The sequence below is a fragment of the Lactobacillus sp. UMNPBX12 genome (genome assembly GCF_002553955.1).
In the GTDB taxonomy this organism is placed as follows: domain Bacteria; phylum Bacillota; class Bacilli; order Lactobacillales; family Lactobacillaceae; genus Lactobacillus; species Lactobacillus crispatus.
In genome coordinates, this window is the sequence record NZ_PCYY01000018.1 from 1 (window position 1) to 25,648 (window position 25,648).

General features: G+C 37.0%; 28 protein-coding genes and 2 pseudogenes. 28 read left to right on the forward strand and 2 right to left on the reverse strand.

The features are described from left to right. Positions 1-327: 327 nt before the first annotated feature. From CP363_RS07650 to CP363_RS07685, 9 genes are all read left to right on the forward strand, one after another. On the forward strand, positions 328-693 hold the full coding sequence (locus CP363_RS07650) for a pyridoxamine 5'-phosphate oxidase family protein (protein ID WP_005722407.1): 366 nt from the start codon (positions 328-330) through the stop codon (positions 691-693). 103 nt (positions 694-796) lie between these two features. Next, positions 797-2,023, forward strand: coding sequence for a metallophosphoesterase (locus CP363_RS07655; RefSeq protein WP_098036072.1), 1,227 nt, complete (start codon positions 797-799; stop codon positions 2,021-2,023). Between the two features lie 34 nt (positions 2,024-2,057). Then, positions 2,058-2,216 carry an LPXTG cell wall anchor domain-containing protein gene (locus CP363_RS07660; RefSeq protein ID WP_098036073.1) on the forward strand — a complete coding sequence of 53 codons (159 nt, stop codon included), beginning with the start codon at positions 2,058-2,060 and terminating at the stop codon, positions 2,214-2,216. 144 nt (positions 2,217-2,360) lie between these two features. After that, entirely contained in the window at positions 2,361-2,501 is a 141-nt protein-coding gene (locus CP363_RS10740) for a hypothetical protein (RefSeq protein WP_155515511.1), read from the forward strand. Between the two features lie 79 nt (positions 2,502-2,580). Continuing rightward, complete coding sequence (locus tag CP363_RS07665; protein ID WP_098036074.1) at positions 2,581-3,369, forward strand: CPBP family intramembrane glutamic endopeptidase; 789 nt, start codon at positions 2,581-2,583, stop codon at positions 3,367-3,369. Between the two features lie 173 nt (positions 3,370-3,542). After that, positions 3,543-6,641 carry a type I restriction endonuclease subunit R gene (locus CP363_RS07670; protein ID WP_098036075.1) on the forward strand — a complete coding sequence of 1,033 codons (3,099 nt, stop codon included), beginning with the start codon at positions 3,543-3,545 and terminating at the stop codon, positions 6,639-6,641. 12 nt (positions 6,642-6,653) lie between these two features. Further along, positions 6,654-8,294, forward strand: a complete 1,641-nt coding sequence (locus CP363_RS07675; RefSeq protein ID WP_098036076.1) for a type I restriction-modification system subunit M — start codon at positions 6,654-6,656, stop codon at positions 8,292-8,294. Further along, the gene (locus tag CP363_RS07680; RefSeq protein WP_098036077.1) at positions 8,287-9,483 is read left to right on the forward strand and encodes a restriction endonuclease subunit S; all 1,197 of its coding nucleotides are present in this window, start codon (positions 8,287-8,289) and stop codon (positions 9,481-9,483) included. The genes CP363_RS07675 and CP363_RS07680 overlap by 8 nt, the downstream gene beginning before the upstream one ends. A gap of 67 nt (positions 9,484-9,550) precedes the next feature. Continuing rightward, complete coding sequence (locus CP363_RS07685; RefSeq protein WP_098036078.1) at positions 9,551-10,483, forward strand: site-specific integrase; 933 nt, start codon at positions 9,551-9,553, stop codon at positions 10,481-10,483. 39 nt (positions 10,484-10,522) lie between these two features. Here CP363_RS07685 and CP363_RS07690 read toward each other — a convergent pair whose 3' ends face one another. After that, on the reverse strand, positions 10,523-11,668 hold the full coding sequence (locus CP363_RS07690; RefSeq protein WP_098036079.1) for a restriction endonuclease subunit S: 1,146 nt from the start codon (positions 11,666-11,668) through the stop codon (positions 10,523-10,525). 58 nt (positions 11,669-11,726) lie between these two features. Between CP363_RS07690 and CP363_RS07695 the strand changes: the two genes are divergently transcribed. From CP363_RS07695 to CP363_RS07725, 7 genes are all read left to right on the forward strand, one after another. After that, positions 11,727-12,671: a restriction endonuclease gene (locus tag CP363_RS07695; RefSeq protein ID WP_098036080.1), complete on the forward strand. Its 945-nt coding sequence runs from the start codon at positions 11,727-11,729 to the stop codon at positions 12,669-12,671. Between the two features lie 19 nt (positions 12,672-12,690). After that, positions 12,691-13,356 carry a hypothetical protein gene (locus CP363_RS07700; RefSeq protein ID WP_098036081.1) on the forward strand — a complete coding sequence of 222 codons (666 nt, stop codon included), beginning with the start codon at positions 12,691-12,693 and terminating at the stop codon, positions 13,354-13,356. 19 nt (positions 13,357-13,375) lie between these two features. Next, complete coding sequence (locus tag CP363_RS07705) at positions 13,376-14,221, forward strand: ATP-grasp domain-containing protein (protein WP_098036082.1); 846 nt, start codon at positions 13,376-13,378, stop codon at positions 14,219-14,221. A gap of 40 nt (positions 14,222-14,261) precedes the next feature. Then, positions 14,262-14,450: a hypothetical protein gene (locus tag CP363_RS07710; protein ID WP_098036083.1), complete on the forward strand. Its 189-nt coding sequence runs from the start codon at positions 14,262-14,264 to the stop codon at positions 14,448-14,450. A gap of 107 nt (positions 14,451-14,557) precedes the next feature. After that, complete coding sequence (locus CP363_RS07715) at positions 14,558-14,848, forward strand: hypothetical protein (RefSeq protein ID WP_098036084.1); 291 nt, start codon at positions 14,558-14,560, stop codon at positions 14,846-14,848. 116 nt (positions 14,849-14,964) lie between these two features. After that, complete coding sequence (locus CP363_RS07720; RefSeq protein ID WP_233187150.1) at positions 14,965-15,432, forward strand: sel1 repeat family protein; 468 nt, start codon at positions 14,965-14,967, stop codon at positions 15,430-15,432. A 74-nt stretch (positions 15,433-15,506) separates the two neighbouring features. Next, complete coding sequence (locus tag CP363_RS07725) at positions 15,507-15,953, forward strand: HIRAN domain-containing protein (protein ID WP_089150428.1); 447 nt, start codon at positions 15,507-15,509, stop codon at positions 15,951-15,953. Positions 15,954-15,997: 44 nt separating this feature from the next. On the opposite strand, the gene CP363_RS07730 is transcribed toward CP363_RS07725, so the two are convergent. After that, positions 15,998-16,201: a hypothetical protein gene (locus CP363_RS07730; protein ID WP_089150170.1), complete on the reverse strand. Its 204-nt coding sequence runs from the start codon at positions 16,199-16,201 to the stop codon at positions 15,998-16,000. A 174-nt stretch (positions 16,202-16,375) separates the two neighbouring features. Between CP363_RS07730 and CP363_RS07735 the strand changes: the two genes are divergently transcribed. The 12 genes and pseudogenes from CP363_RS07735 to CP363_RS11210 all read left to right on the forward strand — a co-directional run. Further along, entirely contained in the window at positions 16,376-17,404 is a 1,029-nt protein-coding gene (locus tag CP363_RS07735; protein WP_098036086.1) for a hypothetical protein, read from the forward strand. Position 17,405: 1 nt separating this feature from the next. After that, a complete protein-coding gene (locus CP363_RS07740) occupies positions 17,406-17,978 on the forward strand; it encodes an AAA family ATPase (RefSeq protein ID WP_089143423.1) in 573 nt (190 codons plus the stop codon). 40 nt (positions 17,979-18,018) lie between these two features. After that, positions 18,019-18,597 carry a tetratricopeptide repeat protein gene (locus CP363_RS07745; protein WP_061204713.1) on the forward strand — a complete coding sequence of 193 codons (579 nt, stop codon included), beginning with the start codon at positions 18,019-18,021 and terminating at the stop codon, positions 18,595-18,597. Between the two features lie 269 nt (positions 18,598-18,866). Then, positions 18,867-19,004, forward strand: coding sequence for a hypothetical protein (locus CP363_RS07750; protein ID WP_233186520.1), 138 nt, complete (start codon positions 18,867-18,869; stop codon positions 19,002-19,004). Positions 19,005-19,188: 184 nt separating this feature from the next. Then, positions 19,189-19,323, forward strand: coding sequence for a hypothetical protein (locus CP363_RS11135; RefSeq protein WP_255404449.1), 135 nt, complete (start codon positions 19,189-19,191; stop codon positions 19,321-19,323). After that, positions 19,268-19,678: a hypothetical protein gene (locus tag CP363_RS10825; RefSeq protein ID WP_167309361.1), complete on the forward strand. Its 411-nt coding sequence runs from the start codon at positions 19,268-19,270 to the stop codon at positions 19,676-19,678. The genes CP363_RS11135 and CP363_RS10825 overlap by 56 nt, the downstream gene beginning before the upstream one ends. Positions 19,679-20,299: 621 nt before the next feature. Further along, positions 20,300-22,222: a tetracycline resistance ribosomal protection protein Tet(W) gene (gene tet(W) / locus CP363_RS07765; RefSeq protein ID WP_089147928.1), complete on the forward strand. Its 1,923-nt coding sequence runs from the start codon at positions 20,300-20,302 to the stop codon at positions 22,220-22,222. Positions 22,223-22,224: 2 nt separating this feature from the next. Continuing rightward, positions 22,225-22,422, forward strand: a complete 198-nt coding sequence (locus tag CP363_RS07770) for a helix-turn-helix domain-containing protein (protein ID WP_001909500.1) — start codon at positions 22,225-22,227, stop codon at positions 22,420-22,422. Between the two features lie 131 nt (positions 22,423-22,553). Further along, positions 22,554-22,745, forward strand: a complete 192-nt coding sequence (locus CP363_RS10980; protein WP_000841357.1) for a hypothetical protein — start codon at positions 22,554-22,556, stop codon at positions 22,743-22,745. A gap of 646 nt (positions 22,746-23,391) precedes the next feature. After that, entirely contained in the window at positions 23,392-23,790 is a 399-nt protein-coding gene (locus CP363_RS07780; protein WP_001126628.1) for a plasmid mobilization relaxosome protein MobC, read from the forward strand. After that, positions 23,762-24,679: pseudogene (locus CP363_RS11205) on the forward strand (relaxase/mobilization nuclease domain-containing protein); the annotation flags it as partial. The gene CP363_RS07780 and the pseudogene CP363_RS11205, both read left to right, overlap by 29 nt. Then, positions 24,662-25,555, forward strand: a pseudogene (locus tag CP363_RS11210) (DUF4368 domain-containing protein); the annotation flags it as partial. The pseudogenes CP363_RS11205 and CP363_RS11210, both read left to right, overlap by 18 nt. Positions 25,556-25,648 lie beyond the last annotated feature (93 nt).

Sequence of the window (25,648 nt, forward strand, 5' to 3'; positions counted from 1 at the left end):
AGCAGGTCATTGACAGCCTGTTGGAGCTTTTGTCTAAATAAATCATTAATTTTATCCTGATTGAATAGAGCATTAGTCATATCTTTGGTAAAATCACTCATGAAGGAATCTCTTTTCTAGTATGTTTTTCGTTCAAATCAATCATACGGGAAAAGGATTCCTTTTTCTAATATTCAGGGAAATAAAATTAAGGAAATATTCATCCTTACACAAACTATTTTACGGTCTCAAATGTAAGAATCAATTAAGCTAAGGCAAAATAATAGCTATTTTCTAGCAAATAGCTTATAATTAATAATGAAGTTAAGAAAAGAAAGGTCGAATTTTATGAAAAAATTAGATACTACTAAGCTTACTGATGAACAAATTGAATTTTTTAACTCACACTTACCATACATGGCAACTGTGAATGCTAACGGTGTGCCACAAGTTGGTCCTAAGGCTTCACTTAAGGCAATTGATGCTTCAACTATTCAATATCTTGAAAAGACTAAGTCAACCGCTTATGCAAACTTGAAGAATGGTTCAGTAGCAGCTATTGTTGTCGCTGATGTTCCTACTCATAAGGCATTTCGTGTTTTAGGACATGCTGAAATTCATGAAGGCGACGATTACGCTAAGAAGATCGTTTCAGGCACTGATACTCCTGAAGCATTCGTAGTTAACATTAAGATCGAAGAAATCGACGCTTAATTCAATATTTTATCGCAATGAGGCATCCCTAGCAGGGATGCCTTTTTTGTTGGTATAATGATGAGTAGTTAAAGTGAAAATAGATTTTTGAAAAAGGTAAATTGTGATTACTAGTAAAAAGAAGCCAATTCTTTGGTTATTATCAGATACACATCTAATTGCAGATAGTTTACATGATGATGGTCTTGCTTTTCAGCATATGCGCAACACTAGTGCAGGTAAAGACTTAGATTATCAGGAGATTGCTTTGACCGCGTTTGTACGTAAAGTAATCCAAGAGAAGCCCACTGCAGTGATAATTACTGGTGATGTAACCTTTAATGGCGCTAAAATATCAGGAGAACGTTTAGCTAATATTTTTAAGCCATTAACTAAAAATAAAATTGCATTCTTAGTTTTACCAGGAAATCATGATATTTTTGACGGCTGGGCTCGCAAGTTTAAAGGTGATCATGAAGATTACACCCCGCAAATTAGCCCAGCTATTTGGAAAGAGATATTTGCTGATTCTTATCATTATGCTTTACATGAAGATCCTGATTCACTGGCTTATAGCGTTAATCTGAATAAGCAGTATCGACTAATATTGGCTGACTCAAATATTTATGGCAAGCAGGAATCACAAACTCATCCGATTACTAACGGTCGAATTTCAGAATCTCAAATGAACTGGATTGAAAAAGAATTAATTGATGCGCAGCAAAAGCAGCAACAAGTGCTATTCTTTATGCATCATAATCTGTATCGTCATAATAAAGTAATCTATCAGGGATATATTCTTGATAATGCACTTGCACTGCAAGGTTTATTACAAAAATATAATGTAAAAGCAGTCTTTTCTGGCCATATGCACGCACAGAATATTATTGGTCCGTTTGCTAATCGACCAATTGCGGAGGTAGCAGGAGCTTGTTTTTGTATGACTAAGCAGGAATATGGTCAGCTATATTTAGACGAAGCGGGGATGCAATATCAGGTGCATTCCTTCAAAATAGAATCGTGGTTAACTGCAGAAGAAAAGCAAAAAGTGCCAACAGATTTTTCACAATATTTGAAGCATTTGTTTTTTAGTTTGGATGAAAAGCAACTAAATCAGATTGCGCAAGCTTTATCAGATAAAAATGATGCTAACGTGGTCATAAAATTTATAGATCAATTGAATTGGAACTTTTTTGTAGGTGAAAGTAATTATTCTGCAGCCCAAAAGAAAGAAATTGTTAATTCACGAGAATATCATTTGATTGCCAAATATTTACCTGGTTTTAAGCGCTACGTTGATTCATTTTTACAGGTAGAGCAAAGTAGCCATAAACTGAAGCTTAAGTGGTAGTGAGATTAGTTGCTGTAAAACGGAAACTTCTATTATGAAAAACGATACAGTAGAACAAATTACACCGAGATCAGCCTCTAAGTCTGTTTTACCAGCAACCGGTAGGCAAGATAGTGATCTTTCATGGTTATGGTTATTACTGTCTGGCTTGAGTTTAAGTGGATTATGGACTCGTAAGAAGAAAACAAAATAAAATCGAAAGAGATTGAGACACTGGGTTTCGATCTCTTTTTTGATAGGCTCAATATCAAGGAATAAATAACTATAACTGCTATAATGGGGATATGAGTACTAACTAATCAAATCTTAACTGCATTTATTAGATCGAAGGTTCATTATGAAAATCAATAAAAAACTTATCTTAATTTCTACTGCGTTATTGGCTGTGTCTCCAATTGCCGCAGCACCACTAACTTTGAAACTTCACAAAAAGATTATCAAGAATACGCAAAATTGGCTTCCAGCGCTGAAAGCTTAATTTACTCTGATCCTAGAAGTAGTTTGACAGTTTTTGGTACTTTCGGTGAGCAGTTAACTAAAGAAGGCATAGCATAAAAATGGAAAACAATTTAGAAGCAACTAAAAACAAATATTCAATATCGCAGATGACAATAGCCTTTGTTGTTTTAACCGTAGTCTATATTTTGAGAGGGAAAATATTATTCTTTCTCGGTCCTAGTTTCTTAAATAGTGGTAATGGCAAATTATTACAAGCAATTGTTAGTTTAGTTATTGCATTAATTTGTGCCCATTTTGCTAATAAGTTTGCCGGAAAAAGTTTTAAAGTATTTATCAAGAGAATTGAGCAAGGAAAAGTACGTTGGCTTACAGCATTATTTTGTGTAATAGTATTTATTCTTTACTTAGCTAAGGCGTCACAGTGGGTTCAAGTAATGCATAAATCTGTAATGAGTATCATAACAATTCTTTTGTTAGCAGTGGCTGCGGGACTTTGTGAAGAATTTTTATTTCGTGATTTACTTTTTAATTTGTTTACAAAAATACTTAGTAAAAGACGCTACGTGTTATTGTGGTCAGCCATTTTAAGTTCAATTTGTTTTGGTTTAGCTCATTTTGTAAATTTAGCCAGACAAGATTTTGTAGTTACTTTCCAACAGGTAATTGCAGTTACAGCTATAGGATTAATGCTGTGCACGATAAGAATACTCACTAATAATATGTGGTTAAATGTCATTATGCACATTGCTTTTGATATATCACCTCTCGTGGTAACAGGAGATATAATAGGAAAATGGTCCGCTATTATTGTAAGTGGTTTATGGATAGGCGGAATATCACTGCTAACTATCTGGGTCTATAATCATCATTGCTTAAAAGAAAATTAGTATTTATAAAGTATGTAGTCTTAAATTGAATTTGTCAAAAAGAAATTAACTTTGGTATAGAGATTGAAATGCAATATTTTAATCTCTTTTTTCTTGCTTTTATGAAATTTTCCTTCCTTCACAACGAAAATTTTATAAAATAGTAAATAGATATCAATATTAGGAGAAGTGAAATGGCTATAGAAAAGGCAGAATTAGAATTTGAGAATAAGTTAATTCATAAATTGGAGACTTTAGGTGGAGTTAAGCAGTGGAAATATGAACCTTCAATAAAGACAACTGAACAATTATGGCAAAATTTCAAAAAGATTCTTGAAGAAAATAATTCTGATAAATTGGAAGAGCCGTTGTCAGATGAAGAATTTGCTCAAGTGAAACGTATTATTTCCAATTTGAAAACACCATATGAAGCAGGGCAATTTTTATATGGACTTAATGGTGTTTCTCAAGTTGAAGTTGATCTAGATTCTGGAAAACATGTATATCTTACGGTATTTGATCAATCACAAATTGGTGCAGGAAATACTCGGTATCAAGTTGTTAATCAAATTGAAAGACCAGCAGTTATTCCTGGGCTTGATAAGAGAAGATTTGACACTACTTTACTTATTAATGGATTGCCAATTATTCAGATTGAAGAAAAAGCTGATTATCATGATTCTGATGAAGCATTAAATCAGATGCACAGATATATTCATGAACAACAATACAGCGATATTTTTTCTACCCTGCAAATTTTGGTTGCAATGACACCACACGATATAAAATATATGGCTAGAACTACTGATGAAGCTTTTAACAAGACCTTTGCATTTCAGTGGCAACGTAAAAAAGATAATTCTCCTGTATATGATTGGCAGGAATTTACTGCAAGTATGCTTTCAATTCCAATGGCACATCAAATGGCAACCAACTACATAATTTTAGATGGTACGCCTAAACGGCAAATGATTAAAGTTATGCGACCATATCAGGTTTATGCAGCAAGCTCAATTATTGATAAAGTGCGTCAACATAACTTTGATGTTGATCCTCAAGAAATAGGGTACGTTTGGCACGCAACTGGTTCAGGTAAAACGATTTCTTCATTTAAAACTGCATGGCTAGCTTCAAGATTACCTAATGTTGATAAAGTTGTATTTTTAGTTGATAGAGTGGCTCTTACTAATCAGACAGTTGATGAGTATAGTGCTTATGATCCTGAAAAAGCTGAAGATGGTAGCGGCGGTGTAGTTACTGATGCATCTAATAGATGGGTTTTGTCTAGAAAAATTAGAGCTAAAGGTAACGGAATCATTGTAACTTCTCTGCAAAAAATGGCAGCTTTGGTTAAAGATAAAAAAGATATTAGTAATATTTCCAAAAAGCATATTTTGTTTATTGTTGATGAAGCTCATAGATCAACTTCCGGTGATATGTTACAAAGTATCAAAACAGCCTTTCCAAAATCAGCTTGGGTTGGATATACAGGTACACCAGTATTTGATGGTCATTCAACCACTAGGAAAATATTTGGCGATTTGATTCATGCATATACTATTGTAGATGCTATTAGAGATAATAATGTTTTAGGATTTAAGGTAGATTTTGAAACGACCTTATCCGATAAGATTCTAAAAGAACAATATTTGCCTGCTTATTTTAAGGCCAGATATCCTAAATATACTGATGAACAAATTCAGGATAGAATTAATAACCTTAAGCCTGAAGATATGGACGACATGATTGAACCCAGTGTTTATGACAATAATCAGAAGCACGTAGAATTAGTTGTTAAAGATGTCCTAAAAAATTGGGATAAACGTTCTCGAAATGGGGAATATAATGCATTATTTACTACGCACGTTGGAGGAATGAAACCATCTACTCCGATGGCGATGATGTTTTATCGAGAATTTAAAAAGCAAAATCAGTTGCGTGATAAACCATTGAAGATTGGAATTACCTTTAGTATGGATAATTCTAATGGTGACAATCAATTGGATAATAATGACTCACTTGTGGAAGCAATTCATGACTATAATGTTCAATTTGGTACTAACTTTGGATTAAAGGATGTTAAGGAATATACCGAACAATTAGTATCACGCTTGAATCGCACGATCTATGATGGAAATTATTTAGATCTTGTAATTGTAGTTGATCAGTTATTGACGGGATTTGATGCTCCTCAACTTAACACGTTATATGTTGATCGTACGCTTCAAGGCGCTTCGTTAATTCAAGCATATTCTCGAACTAATCGAGTTTATGATATGCAAACTAAGCCTTTTGGTAGGGTTGTAAACTATCGTTGGCCCGTTCAAAGCGAGAAGTTGATGAAAAAAGCTCTAGCTGAATATGGCTCTAAAGATTCTGCAAATGAACAGCAAGACCTAGGGGGTGATATACCTACTGTAATTTCACCCCCATTTAGTGAAGTGAAGAAAGAATTGAGAAAGGTAGTAAGTACTCTAAGTGATACTACTGATAACTTTACTAGAGTTCCTCAGGACTTAGAAGCTGATAGACAGGACCAAATGTTAAAGGATCTAAGGCAATATAATCATCTGATGGCAATGGCCAAGCAAGATGATGAATATGATGAAAAACATCCTGAGAAACTGCTTAAGGAAATCGGCTTATCTCAACAGCAAGAAGAGATTTTGACAACTACTTTAGCTATTAAATTGAAGAAAAAGATTGCTAAACGGAAGAACATTGATTTTACTGCAATTGACTTAAGTATGGAGCATGTGAAGGAGATTAAAGTTTCCTACACATACCTGAAACAATTAATTGCTGAATTGATGAATCAAAAACATGAGGAGCAAGAAGAAAAGGCCCAAAAGACTGTTAAAAAGATCAAAGAATTGTCTGATCGGATGGATGATCGAAAGAAAGCTGAACAGATTAGTAAATTCGTTGATAGCATCTTTAACAATGATGTAAAGGCTAAATCATACCCAGTAAGACAAGATGACATTGATGAATTGCTGGAGAGATATGCCAATACTTCAATGCGTGAAGATATTTTGACATATAAGCGTAAATGGGGACTTGTAGATATTCCAGACAGTCAAAAGGTCAATGCAATTATTTACAATCACGTACAAGGTGCAGACGATTTAAATATTGATGGTGACTTAGATGCCATTATTAGAGAAGCTTCGTTAGTTTATAAGACTGATGCCGAGGATCAGGAGATTAAATCATTAGCTAAAATTAAGTATCGTCGAAAGCTACGAGAAACTATGAATAAGTTTGCTGATGATATTACAAAGAAATATTAGGAGATTTTCAAAATGACAAAAGCTGCAGATGTAACTAGCCAAATCTGGGAAATGGCTAATCGCTTAAGAGGTAACATGGATGCTTCAGAATATCGAAATTACATTTTAGGATTTATGTTTTATCGGTACTTGTCTGAAAGACAAGAAAAGTATCTTTTTGAAAATCAGATATTAGAAGGTATTAATAGTATTGAAGAAGTAAATGAAGAATATGCAAAAGAAGCAAATGGTGATGAGTTGCCTGATTATTTGGATGATATTGCTGGTTCATTAGGGTATGCAATTGAACCTAAATATACGTGGAAAACAATTGTTGATAAGGTTAATAGTAGTACTATCAAACCAGATACATTTCAAAATATGTTTGATAGTTTTAATAATAATTTGAGATTAAATAGTAGAGCCACTCAGGATTTTACTGGTGTATTTAACGATATGAATTTGAATAATTCAAGGCTAGGAACTACAACTGCAACACGTGCGAAGTCTTTAACTGATATTGTAGGTATAATAGATCAAGTTTCTTATAAAGACGAAAGTGGAAAAGATATACTAGCTGATATTTACGAATTTTTGATTGCTATGTTTGCAGGAAATTCTGGAAAAAAGGCAGGAGAATTCTATACACCTCATCAAGTTTCAGAAGTCCTAGCTAAACTTGCAACTATTTCTCTTGATCAAAGTGATCCCAAACCATCAGTATACGATTTTGCATGTGGTAGTGGTTCATTGCTTTTGACTGTTCAAGAAGAAATTAATAATAAGGTTTTATATTTTGGTCAAGAATTGAATACTACTACTTATAACTTGGCACGTATGAATTTAATGATGCACTGTGTTCCTTATGATCGTATGACCTTAAATAATGCGGATACATTAGAAGAAGATTGGCCTAGCAAAACTGATGCACAAGGAATTGAACATCCACTTAATTTTGATGTAGTTGTTGCTAACCCGCCATATTCTCAACCATGGGATAACAATGATCGTAAACTTAAAGATCCACGTTTTAAGGATTATGGTTTAGCTCCAAAGACTAAGGCCGATTACGCATTTTTACTGCATGGTTTATATCACTTGGATCAAAGTGGTACTATGGCAATTGTTTTGCCTCATGGTGTTTTATTCAGAGGTGCAAAAGAAGGTAAAATTCGCGAAACTTTACTTAAGAAGAATCAGATTGATGCCATTATTGGGTTACCAGCAGGCTTATTTTATTCAACTGGAATCCCTACAGTAGTTTTAGTTTTGAAAAAGAATAAAACCAATAGAAATGTTTTGTTTATTGATGCTTCTAAGGGCTTTGAAAAAGGTAAAAGACAAAATAGTTTAAGGGATGAAGATATTAATAAGATTATTGATACCTACAAGGAACGTAAAGATGTTGAACGCTATGCTCATGTAGCTTCATTTGATGAAATCGAAGAAAATGATTTCAACTTAAATATTCCTAGATATGTTGATACCTTTGTTCCTGAGCCGCCAGTAGATTTGAAGAAAGTAGCAGCTGATTTACATGAAACTAACATTGAGATTGAGAAGACTCAAAAAGAATTGGTAAGGATGCTAAAGGATCTGACTTCAGATGATAATGATATTATGGAAGGGCTAAATGCGATCATAAAAGAATTAGGGGAAGAAAAGCATGACTAAAAATGATGATAAGTGTGTACCAGCACTACGTTTTAAAGGGTTCAATAATGATTGGGCGCAACGTAAGTTAAAAGATTTAACAGATGTTAGAGACGGAACTCATTCTTCACCCAAATATGTAGAAGCTGGTCATCCATTTATAACCTCAAAGAATATAAATAATGGATCCATTGATTACCGGGATATTAAATACATTACTGATGAAGATTTTGATGAAATTAATAAGCGTTCAAAAGTTGATATTCACGATATTCTAATGGGGATGATTGGAACAGTTGGTAACTTAGCTTTGATTGATAAGAAACCTAATTTTGCAATCAAAAATATAGCTCTTATTAAGGACATTGGTAAAATTGATTATCTTTTTTTATATAATTTTTTACAATCTAATTATGTTTCCAAAGAATTAATTCAAAAATTGGATGGTGGTACGCAAAAATTTATTTCTCTTAATAAAGTTAGGGACTTAAACATATCCGTAGCATCTTTTCAAGAACAAAAAGCTATTAGTAAATGTCTAATGCGTGTAAATAATTTATTAATTCTTCAGCAACGAAAATTTCAGCAATTAAAGTTATTAAAAAAAGCTATGCTCCAAGACTTGTTTGCTGATAAAGCGGTCCCTAAACTACGGTTTAGAGGTTTTAAAGATTATTGGGTACCCAAAAAACTTGGAGATATTGCAAACTTTATAAATGGAAGAGCGTATAAACAAAATGAATTACTAGACAAAGGCAAGTATAAAGTTCTACGTGTTGGTAATTTTTACACCAATGATTCATGGTATTTTTCTAATTTAGAGCTTAAACCTCAGTATTATATTAATAAAGGAGATTTAGTCTATACTTGGTCCGCCACGTTTGGCCCTCATATTTGGCGTGGAGAAAAAGTAATATATCATTATCATATTTGGAAAATTAATTTATCAAAATCCTTAAATAAGAAATTTGTTTTTTATCTATTGAAAGCGGACAAAGCTAAGCTATTGAGTAATACTAATGGTTCAACAATGATTCATATAACTAAAAGAAATATGGAATCAAAAACTGTATTGATTCCTAATACTATTGAACAAAGCCAAATTAGAAATTCACTTGATAATGTTAGTAACTTAATAACATTTCAGCAAGAAAAAATAGCTGAAGTAAAACAAATTAAACAATTCCTTCTTCAAAATATGTTCATCTAAAATCTTGCAAAAATATAACCTCCTTCAACAATTAAGTATGTGACTTAATATTTAAGGAGGTTTTTCTATGTCACGGAAAAAGTATAGTACTAAGTTGTTCTACAAGTATTATCTTGATTGGATTCACATCTACAAAGATAATGCTGTTCGTCCAATTACACTAAATAAATATTATTTAGTGCAAAGGAAATTAAAGGAACTTGTTCCAAATCTACACATGAATGAACTCGATCGCCGTAGCTATCAACAAATTTTAAATTTGTATGCTCAAGATCATGAAAAGACAACTGTGTTAGATTTTCATCATCATTTAAAAGCTAGTCTTTTTGATGCAGTAGATGATGGCCTATTGAAAAGTGATCCTACACGCCGTGCAATAATTAAAGGATGCGCACCTAGCAAAAAGAAAATCAAATACTTAAATTTATTTGATCTACAGAAATTAATCAGATCCTTGGATTTAGGCTCTGAAATTAATTGGGATTGGTTCTTCTTACTCATTGCTAAGACTGGATTACGTTTTGCAGAAGCGTTAGCTTTGACGCCTAAAGATTTTGATTTTGAAAACCAAAGAATCATTATCAGTAAATCTTGGAATTATAAAGAGAGAATCGGATACTTCCAGCCAACTAAAAATGAATCATCTAATCGAACAGTCATGGTAGATTGGCAGTTAATGCAACAGTTTAGATCATTGATCAATGATAAAGCAGAAGAGCAGTTAATCTTTTTTGATGAAAAACAGAGAATTTACAATTCTACTTTAAATCAAAAACTGGCATCATATTGTAAAGAACTAGATATACCAGTAATTTCAATTCATGGGTTAAGACATACACATGCTTCATTGCTCTTATATGAAGGAGTTTCTATTGCAAGTGTTGCCAAAAGATTAGGACATAGCAATACTGCAACCACACAAGAAACGTACATTCATATTATTCGTGAACTTGAAAATAAGGATAATGATAAAATCTTGCATCACTTGTCGCAATTATAAATGAAACAAAAGGGCATTTATACAAGATGCCCTTTTGTCCTATATAAACATATTTTGAAATAAAAATTGTTTTGTTTTTTGTAAATTATTTAATTTATTTTGCTGAAAACGTATAAGATCATCCAAACGTAAAAATAAATTAGCAATTCGATTTTGCTCGGGCAGATTCGGTACGTGTACCCTAGTATTTTTTATATCATTAGAGTTTATTGACTCAAAGGTTGATCCTGCAGCATACTTCTTCCAATATTTGTTCATATCCATTTTAGATAGCAAATAAAAAATAAAATCATTTCCCTGTATTGATGCTACACCACGTCCTAAAACCACATCAAAATTTGTTCTTCCAACTTTTCCTGCAGGAGCACGTACAGTAATTATTATATCTCCTTTTTTAGCCAGTTTAGTAATTTGAGTAGTCCAAATCCTTGGCTTTACCCATCCATTTTTAAGATCGGCATTCCCTTGAACTAAAATATAAGTAGAAGGTTGATCAGAATATGTAGATCCGGAAGGAGATTGTCCCATAGTAAGCAATGCTTCTTTTTCTAATTTACACTGTATCCAATTTGCATCAAAGCCATTAAATCGTAATTTAGGAACATTCTTATCAGTAAATAAATCTTGAAGCATCGCTTTTTTCAACAACTTTAATTGCTGCAATTTTCGTTGCTGAAGAGCTATTAAATTTTCTGTTTTTTTAAGTAGTACTCCAATCAAACTTTGACCTTCTTTTTGAGGATACTTTATCTTCAAATTTTGAACTTTAATAATTGTCAATGCTTTTTGATTAGATCCTGATGCAACTCTATCGATAATTTTTTTATATTTAAGAAATTGAAAATAATAAACTAGATAATCTTCATCTATACATTTTGGATTTATATGAATCAAATTTCCATCTTTATAATAAAAGGACGTATTATCTACTTTCCATATATTACCAATCGTACCTACGGCGGTTATCAATAAATCTCCAGGTTTAGGTACTCCATACTGGTTCTTGATTTCATTATATTTCTTTTTTGAAATGTATATTAAATTAGATATCTTTCTGTCAGTTATTTCGCTCCCTCTAAAAAATGGAATTCCTTCCTTAGTATATTCTGATCTATGTATTCTTTTACTGGAATCAACATTAGCAATATCTCCCAACTTACGTTGCGCCCAAGTGAGAATCTTCAAAATTTAAGTGTCAATTTTGTTATACTTGACATATAAATTAAATGAAGAGAGTTAAATGATGATTGACTACAAGACTTTAAAACATAGTGATAATGGAATGCCAACTTGGGATGGACTTTTGGGTCCAACTTTATTGATGGCAAGCACTAAGAAGCAGTGGAAACTACATGATTTAATGAATGAAACGGTAAAATCTGTTTCACTGCCTAAAGAATTATCTGAAATGAAATATGCTTCAAAATGGCACGATCCAGTAGCTTTAAATCGTGTAAATTGGGCAATAAGTGACTTGAAGCTTTCAGGAATGCTACATTCGCCCAAGCGTGGACAATATGAAATTACAGATTTAGGTAAATCAATATTAAAAGAATATGATCTCAATATAACGCGTGAATTGATTCATTCACAGTCAGCATATATTGAGCATAAAGAGAGACTCGCTAATAATAAAAATAATGTTTCTGATTCCGTTAGTGAAGAAGAAACTTTTGAATTGACCGAAAAACAAATATCTAGTTGGTTTGATAAACAAACTAGTGACCTGGCAGAGCAACTCTTAGCTAAACTACGTAGTACTGATCCATATCAGTTTGAACATATGATGGTGACTCTTCTAAATAATATGGGATATAAAGGAACTGATGGTCAATCCTTGGTTACTCAAAAATCAAATGATGGTGGAATTGATGGGATAATCAACCAGGATCCATTAGGTTTGCAAACAATCTATGTTCAAGTTAAACGTTATGCAGAAAATAATGTCATTGGTAGCCCAGAAATTGATAGTTTTTCTGGTGCTTTGAGAAGAAAGCATGCTGATCGTGGTGTGTTTATTACTACATCTTCATTTACAAGTGGGGCAAAACAAGCTGCTAAGCAATTAAATATAGCCTTAGTCGATGGTGAGATGTTAACTAATTTGATGGTGCAATATAAGGTCGGCGTTCAGGTTAGACAAGTATATGAATTATATGATGTTGATGATGATTTTTTTGAGGAATAATATTTACTAAGGCCAGTTTATGAAAATATATGATTTTAGCTATGACTATTCTAAATTAATAGATCCGCCTGAATCTAATAGTGAAAAAATCTGGCGGCAATACTTTGCGCAATTAAACGATATTTTTAAAAGGAATGAAAGTGTGTTCATCAATCAGAGAACATCTGCTTTTGATGACAAGAAAATAAAGCAAGTTAACCGGAAGTATAAAAGGCTCTTGAATGAGGAACACATTTTATTATTAAAGGCAGAAGAAAAGTACTTTAGGTTATTCAAAAAAGCTTACAGAGATCATCGTCAAATTCGAAACGATAAGATCCAGAAATTGTTACCATATTTAGATCGAATAGACTACTTTACATTAGGAATGATGGGATCTTACACTAGTTCTTTAATAGTAATGGAGCAAAGTGTCATTATTTTGGAGAAAAAATTCAGGTCTGATTATCAAATGATTGATCAAATTGCCAAATCTGATTTAATAAATCGATTGTTGAATTTAGATCTAGGTTATTGGTCAAAAGAGTATGTTTCTCGTTATGCTATGGTATGCGATGGTGAAACCTGGAATTTAAAATTTACTTTTATCAGAGGAAAAAGATGCAAAGAATTAAACTTTTATGGTGATAATTGCTTCCCGCATAATTTTGATGAACTTGAATCTTTATTCTTACACGGCAAATAAAATACTATGAGGTAATAAAATGAATATTATTTTCCCGTCAAGCATGGAAAACGTAAATGAAGTGGATACAGTTTATAAAAGGGAATATGTAGCTGCTTCAAGGATAAAGAATCTTAACGTCTTTTTGTTTAATTATTCGGAATGGTTTTTCAATAAAAAAATCCAATTGAATAAAGGCACCTCTGAGGCAAAAGAAATCTGTATTTATCGTGGCTGGATGTTTAAACCAAATGAATATAAAATCTTTTATCATGAATTAGCAGATAAAAATTTGCAGTTATTAACTGCCCCTGCACAATATAATCGAATGCATGAATTTCCTTTGATTTATCCTAAAGTTGCTGAAAATACACCACGTATTAAAACGTATGCTTTTAATGAAAGGATCAATATTAAAGAACTACAAAAGATTTTTGCACGTTTTTTAGTAAAAGACTATGTTAAATCGGTAAAAAATACATCCTTTCCTAAATTTTTTGATCAAAAAACAAGTCAAGCAGACTTTGATAATTGGATGAAAATATTCTATAAATATCGCTCCGATTTATTAACTGGTGGAATTTGTATTAAAGAGTATGTTGATCTGAAAAAGTATGCTGATCATACAAATGAATGGCGCGTATTTTATTTTCATGGAAAACCACTTATTATTTTACCCAATTCAGGTCAAAGTAAAGAAGCCCCATCTGTACCTCAAGCATTAGTAGATAAGTATAGCAATTTAGAAAGTCCTTTTTATACAATTGACTATGGTGAAGAAACTAATGGTCAGTGGATAATCATTGAAACTGGTGATGGCGGAGTGTCAGGGCTACCAGATAATACGAATGTTAATAAATTTTATAAAGGATTATTTAGAGACTGAGATTTTTCAAGAATAGTAAGAAAAAACTGAGGTATCGAATATGTTAGCATGGGTAACAATTGACAGACAACACAAGCCATATTTATCACCAATTTTTGCAAGAGCAATTCATAAGGGGAATTGGGATGAATATGAGCAAGCCTATCATACTTTTTGTGTCGTATTGAATGAAAGTAAGGACAGATTGATCAATGTTGATTTTTATCAAAATATGATCCGGAACAAATAAGTACACAAATTTCATCTCAAGATTTAGAAAGATGTATTGAAATAGGCAATAATTTTAATTACCAAGAAGTTCGCGAAGTTAAAGATAAAAAAGATATTGCTGACTTAATGGAAGCTAGTTTTAATTTTCATGATGCACATATTAATAAAATTGATACTGCAAAAGATGAAATTAGTATTCTTTTTGACAAATCTTGGGGTAGTCAAATTAAATTAAAGTTTAAAGGCGATATTGATTATCAGATAAATGCAGACGAAGCTAATGATAATTACTGGTACGATTTATCAGTTTTCTTTAGAGACAATTATGTGTATCTCTGTGACGAAGAAGATATTGATTTTTATAAAGGTGATGGCGTTTCGACTTTTTTAGAGGTAAGAAACTATATTATCGTGTAGTACCGGCTTGCTATAGTGATGATGCCGATGGGGATACCTTTTTAAATATCGGGGCAAAAGCATATCGCAATGGTGATTATCAAAAAGCTCAATCATATTATGAAAAGTCAGCAGATATGGGCAATGTTCAAGCTATGTGCAATCTAGGTTACATTTATGAATATGGCCGCACTGGTAAGCGAGACTATGAGAAGGCTTTCTATTGTTTTAAGAAAGCTGCAGATAGTGGTAGTGCAGAAGCTTGCTATAAAGTTGGCGATATTTATTTTTATGGGGATGCAGGAGAGAAAGACTATGGTCTAGCATTCGAATATTATCAAGAAGCTGTGCAACTTCTTAATGAAACAAACGACGATGATGATATTATGTCAGATATTTATTATCGCTTGGCCTTATGCTGGTATAAAGGATATGGCACGGATCAAGATATATTAATCGCATTTCACTATATTAATGAAGCTGAATTTTATTCTTATTGTGATCGTTTTACTGATAAATTCATGTGGCAATCAATAGCTAAGAGAATTGAATTATTAAGAAGCGAGATTAAACACAGCTTGGATGAAGCATTAGAAAACAAATAACTACAACTAATACAATTATGATTTTTTATCAGGTCATTGAAAAATAAAACTCAACCATAGAAAGGACTACACCTATGCAATTCCACAATCCTAACGATACTATCCATGTTCCACCACAAAATATTTTTGAAGACTTACTTGATCAGGTCGAAAAGTTGCAAACGCAAGTGGACGAACTCAAGCGGCTTCAATATAGTAATTCCAGCAACGCACGTGATGTTTTCCTATATGGTTGTGAATTAGCTGGCAGTCAATATCTTGATCTAGAGGATCATGTTGTGCCAAAGTTGCATGAAAATGATCCGCTAGCTTTAATGCGTGAGCCCAATAATGAATTTGACGAACACGCAATTAGCGTATACACAACTGGCGGACTTAAGCTAGGCTATTTACCTAGAAGCAATAATTTGATCTTAAGTCGTTTGATGGATGAAGGCAATTTGTTGTTTGGCAAAACCAAGACTTTTCATTGGGACGGCAAGCGTTTGTATTTAGTAGTAAAAGTTTATATGAGAGCATAATAAAAGGGCATCACATTGAAGTGATGCCTATTTGCTTAGACATTTTATCTAGGATTTACGTCATTCGCATACTCTTTTAATTCTCGCATGCTGTATTTCTTGCCGAAGATGCTATCTTTATCAGGAACCAAACGATAGCTATTCTTTAACGTTCTCATAAATTTATTGGTGAAACCATTTTTCTTTTGACCGTAAAGCGTATGTTGATTCAGCCATTGCTCTGCTTGATTTCTTGATAGATATTTCATGAAATCTTCCTTTCCAATATTTAGAATTGCAGGTACTTTGACTGTATCCCTGTACACACTATTGTAGTGCTTTAATAGCTGAAAGTATAATGACAGCTAGAACCATTTTCTCTGGACACTTTTTAGCTGGTAAATAAATGATAAAATATTGTTGATTAGAAAGTTGAGGATGAAATGAAAAAAATCGGGAAACTATCGTTAGTTTTGTTAGCTGGCTTAGCTTTAACGGGATGCAGTCAAAACTCTAAGCAAAATACTGCACCAAAGAAAAATGCAACTATAAAAACTGCTAAAAATAATCAAAAGCCTACAAGAATGGGGCATTTATCTGCTCAGGACTTAACTCCACAAAAAACTGTTGCAGTTGTAGTTGCATATGCAGGTAATCGTTACTCTGGCAGTTGGAATAAAGTCTTGCTTAATGGCAAGCAAAATGGGATCGAAGTTGATTTGAAGAATCAATCAGATTATTCATATATGAATGAAGGTAGCGGAGTAGCCTACATGGTTTCAGAAAATGCAGGATATACTCTGAAACAAATAAATGGTAAAAATATTTATTATCTCTTTTTAAATGGTAAAAAGCTAGAATCAGTTACTATGAAAGAAATGATTGCTTATTTGAATAAACGGGATTCAGATAAGTTGGTGAATAGCTTGGCTAAAAATGCCAAAGTTAACGATGAACGTTCAGATTCTAATAATGCTTCTCCGAATTCTACTGGTAAAAAATCTAACTTGCCTGGAGATGATGGACTATTAAATGTCCCAAAAGAACTACAAGGAACTTGGTATACTTATCCTGCTGATGATGACAAACTAGAAACTATTAAGATTAGTCAAAATAAAATCAATGATGGCTACAGTTCACTAGAGTTACATAAAATTAACGTTAAATTTGCTAACGAGCATTTATATAGCGACATGTCCAAGTCTTATAGAAATGCTACTAAGAATTGGGGCATGGCACAGATGATAGGGAAGAAGATCCATAACATTGATTACTTGAATGTCCGTACCTGGATGCAAGGTGCTGGTGATGGTATTTATTATGGTGCTCATACGGAAAGCGGTCAGTCTGTTATAGTTATTGGTGAAGGTGCAGAATTATGGACAAATAGTGTTGCTTGGAAGACACCGCAACTTGCACAACAGTATAAGCACAAGAAATTTAGAGATTTATTCTATCGAGATGACCAATAAAATGAAAAAGATACCTTTAATCTTAATGCTAGGACCACAAGCGTCTGGTAAATCTAGTTTTATTAAGATGAATAATTTACAAAACTATACTATTTCTGGAGATGAAATTAGAATTCGCCTAAATGGGATCAATTCTAATAATGGTCACACTCAGATAAATTTTGTCCCGCAAACAGAATCAATTGTATGGCATATTTTTTATGAAGAACTAGACACACGTTTGCAGAATAAGTTGCCAACTGTCATAGATAATACGAATCTGGCTGGTCATGGATTCAATCCAATCAGCGATATTCTGAAAAGAGTGCCAGTCGATTATCAAGTATATGTCATTGATTGTTTTAAGCCATTGCTGAATTCTAAAGATCCATTCAGTGAAAAGTCTTTGAATCATGCCTTAAAAATTCTTGCACAGCGCAATCATGATCGAGAATATTCGGTGAATATGGATATAATTAAACGATTTGTTGATTATCATAAAGATTTTAAAATACCAGATAAAGTCAAAGTGATCAGTTCTGCAGATTTGCAGCAAGCACAGGATATAATCGATATGGTGTTAAATTATCGATAAACATGTTTTTCAGAGATTTTGATATAATCAGGACAGAATAATGGATGAAGACGATAAATTCCAAAAATCAAATAAATTATTAGATATAGGCGCTGAGGCCTACCGCAATGGTGATTACCTAAAAGCACAAAAATATTATGAATATGCAGCAAAGCTAGGTAACACTCAAGCTATCTGTAATTTGGGCTATATTTATGAATATGGTCGTACAGGGAAGCGTGATTACAAGAAGGCGTTTTACTGCTTTAAGATTGCCGCAGATGACGGTAGTGCAGAAGCCTGTTATAAAGTAGGAGATAGTTACTTCTATGGAGATGCAATAAAACAAAATTACAACTTGGCTCTTGAGTACTATATCAAAGCAGAAGATTTTGCTAATAAATCTGGTATTGATGATGATATTAAATCAGATATTTATTATCGTTTAGCGCTATGTTTGTACAAAGGGTATGGTACAGATGAAGATCCATTATCTGCATTAGAATACATAAATGAAGCTGAATATTACTCTTATTGTGACCGCTTTGAAGATAAATTCATGTGGCAATCAATAGCTAAGAGAATTGAATCACTAAGAGCTGAGATTTTACAAAGACTAGATGAATATTTAAAAAATTAATAACATCGACGAGTCGCATCCCTAAACCGGACGCGGCTTTTTTAATCTGAAATTTTATTAAAAATAAGACCAAAGCTTTTGTGTTATGTTTCATTGATACGATAACTACAAACAAGATTATAATAACAATTGCTAGATAATGATGTGAAAAATTTATTAATACATAAGGAAGAATGATTGATATGACTTTGACATGAAAGAAAACACTGAAAAATAAATTACAGCAAAATGCGGATCAAGTTCAGCATTTTGGAATACGTAAATTATCTATCGGTGTCACTTCAGTGTTGTTATCAACTTTGTTTTACGTTGGTGCGATTAATACAAATACTGTACAAGCAAGTACGGTAGATAGCGGTGTGCAAACTGCGAAAGTAGTACAGAAGAAAGCAGATTCTTCTGTGTAAGCTGGTTTAAATAAAGATAAAACAGATGATGTTTCTGGTAAGGCTGCTGAACCAACTTCTCAAGAAAACGATAATACTGCAGATAATTCTGTTGAAAATCATACAGAAAATAATTTGACAGTCTCTAAACCCGAATCAACTATTAAAGCTAGACAATTAGCTGAAAGCAAAGTAAAAAATTCTAATGTTCAAACTCAAAATGGGGGTAGAGCAGCCTAGTGCAACTGCTAAGCCAATCGAAGTTCAGCCTAACCAGGATGCCAATGCTAATAAGGCAGAAATCGGTCAAGGCCAAGCTGAAGAAACTAACCTATCATGATGGTGACTTTATCATCCCCGCAGGTTATGAATTAGTAAGTATGTTACCAACCAGCTATAAATTTAAAGCTTCTGACAATGATCCAATTGATATTCATTTGAAGCATAAAGTAATAGTTATCACACCAAATGATCCAAAGCAGTCAACTGATAAGTTGCCAGATAATCCAAGTAAGAATTATCTAACTGGTGTTAGTCAAAATGATTTAAACGAAATGATCAAACGTCAAATTACGGTAGTCAGACCTGATGGCAATACCATTGATGCTAGTCAATTGATAACGCTAACGAGAACTGCGACATTAGATGAAGTAATGCTCATGTACGGTAAAGAAGCAAGCAACCGAAAACAATAGATAGACCGCCAGCACTACACTATTCCGAACCAAAGACCAAAAGATAAGCATTTTGAGAAAATCTAAACTTTTGGATTTTCCTACAATGCCGACTACGGCGGAATCCCTCCCACTCCTTATATATTTCTTTCTGTATACATTGAATTTGTATTTAGTAAAATGCAGACAACACCACGGATCGGCTTTTGGCTGGACAATTCCAACCAAACACCGCAGCAGACAGTAGAAACCATTCTGAACGTTAGGAAGCCGGTATGATTGTTACATATAAGGGGAAGAAAAATTTCTTTTAGATACTTGTTTTCCTAAAACTGATGTGATATAATTAATTCAATTCCAGAAAAGGAGTAAAAAATATGCGGCAAGGTATTCTTAAATAAAACTATAATCAAATAGTGGGAACAAAGGATTATGATAGTCCCTTTTGTAGGGGCTTAGTTTTTTGTACCCAATTTAAGAATACTTTTGCCTTATCAATTTTGACATACACATATACAGCACTCACAAACAGGTGTATGCTGTATATGTGTATGTCCGCAAATTATCATCCCCAGTGGTAAAAGTATTTTACTGCTGGGGATTTTTTTATGCCCTTCGGGGCAGTAAAGGGAGGACAATCACATGAAAATAATCAATATTGGAATTCTTGCCCATGTAGACGCTGGAAAGACGACCTTGACGGAGAGCCTGCTATATGCCAGCGGAGCCATTTCAGAACCGGGGAGCGTCGAAAAAGGGACAACGAGGACGGACAGCATGTTTTTGGAGCGGCAGCGTGGGATTACCATTCAAGCGGCAGTCACTTCCTTCCAGTGGCACAGATGTAAAGTCAACATTGTGGATACGCCCGGCCACATGGATTTTTTGGCGGAGGTGTACCGCTCTTTGGCTGTTTTAGATGGGGCCATCTTGGTGATCTCCGCTAAAGATGGCGTGCAGGCCCAGACCCGTATTCTGTTCCATGCCCTGCGGAAAATGAACATTCCCACCGTTATCTTTATCAACAAGATCGACCAGGCTGGCGTTGATTTGCAGAGCGTGGTTCAGTCTGTTCGGGATAAGCTCTCCGCCGATATTATCATCAAGCAGACGGTGTCGCTGTCCCCGGAAATAGTCCTGGAGGAAAATACCGACATAGAAGCATGGGATGCGGTCATCGAAAATAACGATAAATTATTGGAAAAGTATATCGCAGGAGAACCAATCAGCCGGGAAAAACTTGTGCGGGAGGAACAGCGGCGGGTTCAAGACGCCTCCCTGTTCCCGGTCTATTATGGCAGCGCCAAAAAGGGCCTTGGCATTCAACCGTTGATGGATGCGGTGACAGGGCTGTTCCAACCGATTGGGGAACAGGGGAGCGCCGCCCTATGCGGCAGCGTTTTCAAGGTGGAGTATACAGATTGCGGCCAGCGGCGTGTCTATCTACGGCTATACAGCGGAACGCTGCGCCTGCGGGATACGGTGGCCCTGGCCGGGAGAGAAAAGCTGAAAATCACAGAGATGCGTATTCCATCCAAAGGGAAAATTGTTCGGACAGACACCGCTTATCCGGGTGAAATTGTTATCCTTCCCAGCGACAGCGTGAGGTTAAACGATGTATTAGGGGACCCAACCCGGCTCCCTCGTAAAAGGTGGCGTGAGGCCCCCCTCCCCATGCTGCGGACGTCGATTGCGCCGAAAACGGCAGCGCAAAGAGAACGGCTGCTGGACGCTCTTACGCAACTTGCGGATACTGACCCGCTTTTGCGCTGCGAGGTGGATTCCATCACCCATGAGATCATTCTTTCTTTTTTGGGCCGGGTGCAGTTGGAGGTTGTTTCCGCTTTGCTGTCGGAAAAATACAAGCTTGAAACAGTGGTAAAGGAACCCAACGTCATTTATATGGAGCGGCCGCTCAAAGCAGCCAGCCACACCATCCATATCGAGGTGCCGCCCAACCCGTTTTGGGCATCCATCGGACTGTCTGTTACACCACTCCCGCTTGGCTCCGGTGTACAATACGAGAGCCGGGTTTCGCTGGGATACTTGAACCAGAGTTTTCAAAACGCTGTCAGGGATGGTATCCGTTACGGGCTGGAGCAGGGCTTGTTCGGCTGGAACGTAACGGACTGTAAGATTTGCTTTGAATACGGGCTTTATTACAGTCCGGTCAGCACGCCGGCGGACTTCCGCTCATTGGCCCCGATTGTATTGGAACAGGCATTGAAGGAATCAGGGACGCAACTGCTGGAACCTTATCTCTCCTTCACCCTCTATGCGCCCCGGGAATATCTTTCCAGGGCTTATCATGATGCACCGAAATACTGTGCCACCATCGAAACGGTCCAGGTAAAAAAGGATGAAGTTGTCTTTACTGGCGAGATTCCCGCCCGCTGTATACAGGCATACCGTACTGATCTGGCCTCTTACACCAACGGGCAGAGCGTATGCCTTACAGAACTGAAAGGGTATCAGGCCGCTGTCGGCAAGCCAGTCATCCAGCCCCGCCGTCCAAACAGCCGCCTGGACAAGGTGCGCTATATGTTTCAGAAGATAGGGAAATGACTATGAGTAAACTTCTCCCCTATGAAACAATCGTCAAAGCCCATGAGGGCGACCCGGACGCAATCGACACCATTCTTTCCCACTATGCCGGATATATCCGCTACTGTTCCAAAGTACACGGGAAAGTCAACGCCGAAGTTGAGGAACATATAAAGCAACAGCTCATTGCCGCCCTGTTCAAATTTCGCTTTGACCGATAAACAAAGAACAAACACTGGCTGTCATTAGCGGTTTCACTCCAGCCAGTTTACAATTCATCTATTCCTAAAGGAAGCAGGTCATAGTATAATAGAACCAACGACAAATATACTTTTAGGGGAGATATAGCAATATGAAAAGTAATAAATACTTAACTATTGGCTTATTAACAGGATTTATTGTCGGTGGTTGCATAGGTGTGTTGGCATGGGCGTTTTTGCAAAATCTTTTTGCTATTTCTATTTGTGCAGGTATCGGAATGTTGATTGGAATTGTTATAGGTACATTGATTGATTATGAAAAAAATAATCATCAAGAGAAATAGAAAAAATTCACAATGCCTTAAAGGGAAAACAGGAATTTATTGTGCTATCCATCATCGGGCCAACCTGACCTGAACTTTCAAAACTGAATATCCACCGCCCATCGGCGGCCAGCGAAAGCAGTAAGTCTGAAAAAGATTTGCTGCTTTTTTCTTTATCCGTTTGGCAAAATCGCAAAGTCATCCGTAGTAGGTAGGTGAAGCCGGAAACAAAAAATTTTCTGCGGCGGTAGCCAAATCTGCATTTTCTGTATTTCTAAGGCAAAGGAAAATTTGAGAAAATTCCCGGCAAGCGGGTAGCTGGCGGCCTTTGAAATGTATCTTTAGCGGAAAGAAAGAACTGCGGGTAAAAATCGCCCCACGCCGTAAGATTTTTGCAGAAATCCGGCCAAAACAGGCGGCAGCTATACGAGTAGTAAGTGCAAGGGGAAATCTACGGCTTACTTAGAGCAAGTTTCTACCACGGTGCCAAAATCCGCAATTCTGCGGTTTTGCCCCTCGCGGGAAACTTGTTGGGGAGTGCCTTCCCCAAACCCTGCTATGCGGCTTACGCCGCAAAAATATTTCTGTCCGGCAGACAGGAAATGCCCCGAAAATAGCTAACAGACCAGCCCATTTTTTGTGATAAGTGAAAGGAGGTTTACAGCCCATGCCGAAGCGATACAACACCCCCCACCGCAGCCATGTTGTGAAAACCCGGCTGACCGATGAAGAATACGCCGACTTCACAGAACGGCTTGCGCCCTATGGTATCAGTCAGTCCGAATTTCTCCGGCAGGCCATCCGGCGCACTACCATACGCCCCGTACTCCATGTGTCGTCAGTCAATGACGAGCTGCTCTCCGCTGTCGGGAAGCTCACAGCCGAGTACGGCAGGATTGGCGGCAATCTCAACCAGATTGCCCGCACCCTCAACGAGTGGCATAGCCCCTACCCGGCTATGGCAAAGGAATTGCGGGAAGCGGCCGCCGACCTTGCCGCCCTCAAGTATGAAGTCCTAAAGAAAGTAGGTGACGCCGTTGGCAACACTCAAGCATTTAGGCTCTAAGAACGCCGACTACGGAGCCGCCGAACAATACCTGCTCTTTGAGCATGACGAATTTACTATGAAGCCCGTCCTTGATGAAAACGGCAGGCTTATCCCCCGTGAGGATTATCGCTTGTCCACGCTGAACTGCGGCGGCGAGGATTTTGCCGTTGCGTGTATGCGCTCCAATCTCCGCTATGAGAAAAATCAGCGGCGGGAGGATGTGAAAAGCCACCACTATATCATCAGCTTTGACCCACGGGACGGGCCGGACAACGGCCTGACCGTAGACCGGGCGCAGGCGTTGGGGGAGCAATTCTGTAAAGAGCATTTCCCCGGCCATCAGGCCCTTGTCTGCACCCACCCGGACGGGCATAACCACAGCGGCAACATCCATGTGCATATCGTCATTAACAGCCTGCGGATAGAGGAAGTGCCGTTCCTGCCCTACATGGACAGGCCAGCGGACACGAAAGCCGGGTGCAAGCACCGCTGCACCGACGCAGCCCTACGCTACTTCAAGTCCGAGGTCATGGAGATGTGCCACCGGGAAGGACTTTACCAAATCGACCTCTTGAACGGCAGCAAGAACCGTGTCACAGACCGGGAATATTGGGCGCAGAAAAAGGGACAGGCCGCACTGGACAAGCAGAACGCCCCCATGATTGCAGGCGGTATCACGCCCCGGCAGACCAAGTTTGAAACGAACAAGGAGAAGCTGCGGCAGACCCTACGGAAAGCCCTTGCCACCGCTGCCAGCTTTGACGAGTTTTCCTCTCTGCTGTTGCGGGAGGGTGTGACCGTCAAGGAGAGCCGGGGGCGGCTGTCCTACCTCACGCCAGACAGGACGAAGCCTATCACCGCCCGGAAGCTGGGCGGCGACTTTGACCGCACCGCCGTCCATCTGCTGGAAAACCGGGAGTACACTGGCTGTCTGGTAAACTTCAAGACGGAGAAGCCCTCTTACAAGGTCAAGCACAGCGTTGAGAACCCCATCGAGAAGCAGGCTATCTTCCCAAATCACCATGAGCCGATTATCGACACGGAAACATGGGAGCGTGTGCAGGAGTTACGCAAGCAGCGAAAACGCCCGAACCGCTATGATGAAGTGGGGCTGTTCTCTGGTATGCTGTTCTGCGCCGACTGCGGCCATGTGCTGTATCAGCAGCGGTATCAGAACAAGAACCGCAAGCAGGACTGTTATATCTGCGGCAGCTACAAGAAGCGTACCCGTGACTGTACGGCACACTTTATCCGCACCGACCTTTTGACGGCGGGCGTGCTTTCCAATCTCCGGCAAGTGACGGAATACGCCGCCAGGCATGAGAGCCGCTTTGTAAAGCTGCTCATCCAGCAGAACGAAATCGGCGGCAAGAGAAAGACCGCCGCAGCCACGAAGCAGCTTGAACAGGCCCAGACACGCATTGCCGAAGTGAACCGCATTATCAAGCGGCTGTATGAGGACAATGTAAGCGGCAAAATCAGCGACGAGCGTTTCATGGAGCTGTCGGCGGACTATGAGCAGGAGCAGCGGGAACTGAAAGACCGGGCTGCCGCTTTGCAGGAGGAACTTTCCAAGTCGCAGGCCGCCACCGTCAACGCCGAGAAATTCATGGGGATTGTGAGAAAGCACCTTGCTTTTGAAGAATTGACCCCCACCCTCTTGCGGGAAATGATTGAGAAAATCGTCGTGCATGAGTGCAGCTATGACGAGAACGGCACCCGCAGGCAGGACATTGAGATTTATTACAGCTTTGTCGGCAAGATAGACTTGCCGGAAGCCTAACGCCTGACCTATCCGACACAGCCCTAAGTGCCGGATAGGAACGGCAAAATTTTTTACACTTCTATTACTTCTTTATCGCACATTAGCAAACAG

Excerpts from the sequence above, each read along its gene's own strand:
- CP363_RS07685 (WP_098036078.1), top strand. The coding sequence starts at position 9,551 with ATGTCACGGAAAAAGTATAGTACTAAGTTGTTCTACAAGTATTATCTT.
- CP363_RS07675 (WP_098036076.1), top strand. The coding sequence starts at position 6,654 with ATGACAAAAGCTGCAGATGTAACTAGCCAAATCTGGGAAATGGCTAAT.
- CP363_RS07730 (WP_089150170.1), bottom strand. The coding sequence starts at position 16,201 with ATGAAATATCTATCAAGAAATCAAGCAGAGCAATGGCTGAATCAACAT.
- CP363_RS07720 (WP_233187150.1), top strand. The coding sequence starts at position 14,965 with ATGGGCAATGTTCAAGCTATGTGCAATCTAGGTTACATTTATGAATAT.
- CP363_RS07715 (WP_098036084.1), top strand. The coding sequence starts at position 14,558 with ATGGAAGCTAGTTTTAATTTTCATGATGCACATATTAATAAAATTGAT.
- CP363_RS07745 (WP_061204713.1), top strand. The coding sequence starts at position 18,019 with ATGGATGAAGACGATAAATTCCAAAAATCAAATAAATTATTAGATATA.
- CP363_RS07660 (WP_098036073.1), top strand. The coding sequence starts at position 2,058 with ATGAAAAACGATACAGTAGAACAAATTACACCGAGATCAGCCTCTAAG.
- CP363_RS10740 (WP_155515511.1), top strand. The coding sequence starts at position 2,361 with ATGAAAATCAATAAAAAACTTATCTTAATTTCTACTGCGTTATTGGCT.
- CP363_RS07705 (WP_098036082.1), top strand. The coding sequence starts at position 13,376 with ATGAATATTATTTTCCCGTCAAGCATGGAAAACGTAAATGAAGTGGAT.
- CP363_RS10825 (WP_167309361.1), top strand. The coding sequence starts at position 19,268 with ATGCTAATAAGGCAGAAATCGGTCAAGGCCAAGCTGAAGAAACTAACC.
- CP363_RS07780 (WP_001126628.1), top strand. The coding sequence starts at position 23,392 with ATGCCGAAGCGATACAACACCCCCCACCGCAGCCATGTTGTGAAAACC.
- CP363_RS07740 (WP_089143423.1), top strand. The coding sequence starts at position 17,406 with ATGAAAAAGATACCTTTAATCTTAATGCTAGGACCACAAGCGTCTGGT.
- CP363_RS07695 (WP_098036080.1), top strand. The coding sequence starts at position 11,727 with ATGATTGACTACAAGACTTTAAAACATAGTGATAATGGAATGCCAACT.
- CP363_RS07670 (WP_098036075.1), top strand. The coding sequence starts at position 3,543 with ATGGCTATAGAAAAGGCAGAATTAGAATTTGAGAATAAGTTAATTCAT.
- CP363_RS10980 (WP_000841357.1), top strand. The coding sequence starts at position 22,554 with ATGAAAAGTAATAAATACTTAACTATTGGCTTATTAACAGGATTTATT.
- CP363_RS07665 (WP_098036074.1), top strand. The coding sequence starts at position 2,581 with ATGGAAAACAATTTAGAAGCAACTAAAAACAAATATTCAATATCGCAG.
- CP363_RS07700 (WP_098036081.1), top strand. The coding sequence starts at position 12,691 with ATGAAAATATATGATTTTAGCTATGACTATTCTAAATTAATAGATCCG.
- CP363_RS07735 (WP_098036086.1), top strand. The coding sequence starts at position 16,376 with ATGAAAAAAATCGGGAAACTATCGTTAGTTTTGTTAGCTGGCTTAGCT.
- CP363_RS07770 (WP_001909500.1), top strand. The coding sequence starts at position 22,225 with ATGAGTAAACTTCTCCCCTATGAAACAATCGTCAAAGCCCATGAGGGC.
- CP363_RS07710 (WP_098036083.1), top strand. The coding sequence starts at position 14,262 with ATGTTAGCATGGGTAACAATTGACAGACAACACAAGCCATATTTATCA.
- CP363_RS07725 (WP_089150428.1), top strand. The coding sequence starts at position 15,507 with ATGCAATTCCACAATCCTAACGATACTATCCATGTTCCACCACAAAAT.
- CP363_RS11135 (WP_255404449.1), top strand. The coding sequence starts at position 19,189 with ATGTTCAAACTCAAAATGGGGGTAGAGCAGCCTAGTGCAACTGCTAAG.
- CP363_RS07650 (WP_005722407.1), top strand. The coding sequence starts at position 328 with ATGAAAAAATTAGATACTACTAAGCTTACTGATGAACAAATTGAATTT.
- CP363_RS07680 (WP_098036077.1), top strand. The coding sequence starts at position 8,287 with ATGACTAAAAATGATGATAAGTGTGTACCAGCACTACGTTTTAAAGGG.